The organism is Adlercreutzia aquisgranensis, from assembly GCF_943193145.1.
Taxonomy (GTDB): Bacteria; Actinomycetota; Coriobacteriia; order Coriobacteriales; family Eggerthellaceae; genus Xiamenia; species Xiamenia aquisgranensis.
In genome coordinates, this window is the sequence record NZ_CALPDA010000026.1 from 1 (window position 1) to 1,444 (window position 1,444).

The window sequence follows — 1,444 nt, forward strand, 5'->3', positions numbered from 1 at the left end:
TGAACTGCACCCCAGTTCTTAGACGGGCTAATAAAGACTAAGCTGCAAGGGACTGATTCCGGAACTCCTCCGGAGTCAGTCCCTTCAGTTTAACCTGTCTCCGCCTCGTGTTCCAGTGCACGACGTAGGCGTCGAGGTCGCGCTTGAACGCCTCGAAGCTTGGCCAGGTCCTTCCCCTGAAGAACTCGTCTTTGATGTGGCCGAACACCTGCTCGGTCGCGCCGTTGTCGATGCAGTTGCCCTTGCGCGACATGCTCTGCACCACCCCGGCCTCCCTGAGCCTCTTGCACCATCCGGCCTGCTGGTACTGCCAGCCCATGTCGGAGTGCAGGATCGGCGCCGCGCCCTCCGGCATCTTCGCCAGGAGCAGGTCCAGAAGCTCGTGCTGCTGGGCCATGTTGGGATGGGTCGAGGTGGACCAGGCGACGATCTCCTTGCTCGCGAAGTCGTAGACCGGGGCGAAGTAGGCCTTGCCCCAGGGCTGCTTGAACTCGGTGACGTCGGTGCCCATCTTCTCCCAGGGCCCCTCGGCCCCGAAGTCGCGCCCGATGGCGTTCTCGAAGGTCTTTCCGACCCTTCCCTTGTACGAGTTGTACCTGTGGTAGTCGGTCTCGCGGCGGATCCCGCAGCTCACGCCCATCTCGCGCATGATCTTCAGCGCCGTCTTGTCGGCGAGGACCGCCCCCTGCTCGGCGCGCAGGCACATGGCTATCTGGCGGTGGCCGCACCCGTTGGGGGTGCGGGAGAATATCTCGGCCACGGCCTCCCAGAGCTCGGGCCGCGTGGGCGCTTTGGGATGCGACAGCGCGTAGTAGTAGCTCGATCTCGGCAGGCGAGCCGCGCTCAGCAGGTCGGGAAGGGGGTAGCGCCCTGAAAGCTCGCTCACGACCGCCGCCTTCTCGCGGTTCGAGAGCGCTTCTCCGCCTTCAGGGCGATCGATTTTTTTAGGTAGGCGTTCTCGGCCTCCAGCTTCCGGATCCTCCGCTCGAGCTCCTGCTCGCGCGTCATCTTCTCGGGCGTCGCCCCCGCGCCCTTCGGCCTTCCCTTGGGCCTGGGCCTGAGCGCCTCGGGCCCTTCCTCCCGGTAGGCTTTCAGCCATTTCCTCAAGGGGCTGGTAGAGGCGATCCCGAACCTGGCCATGGCCTCGGGCACGGTCAGGCCCTCTTCCACGACCGCCCTGGCAGCGGCCACCTTGGTCTCGAACGAGTAGGTCTTCTTCTTTGCTCCCATGGCGGTCAGAACCCCTATGCCGACGGACTTGTAGGTGTCCAGCCATTTTCTCACGGCTCCCTCGGGAACGTCGAGCAGATATGCGATTACGTCGCGCCCGTGCCCTTCCTCGTAGAGCTCTGCGGCACGCCGTCGAACCCCCGCATCGTAAAGCGGCCTTCCTGACATAAAGAAGCCTCCCATTTCTCTTGTCCAAGAAATGGGAGGCAGTTCA

The 1,444-nt window shown here is 63.9% G+C and carries 2 protein-coding genes; both read right to left on the minus strand.

All coding sequences use genetic code 11. From position 1 onward, the window contains the following. Positions 1 to 37: 37 nt before the first annotated feature. Complete coding sequence (locus NFR41_RS10420; protein ID WP_251231797.1) at positions 38 to 886, minus strand: IS3 family transposase; 849 nt, start codon at positions 884 to 886, stop codon at positions 38 to 40. Next, positions 883 to 1,444 (minus strand): helix-turn-helix domain-containing protein (locus tag NFR41_RS10425; RefSeq protein WP_349665480.1); only part of this gene is annotated, 562 nt, incomplete at its 5' end. The genes NFR41_RS10420 and NFR41_RS10425, both read right to left, overlap by 4 nt.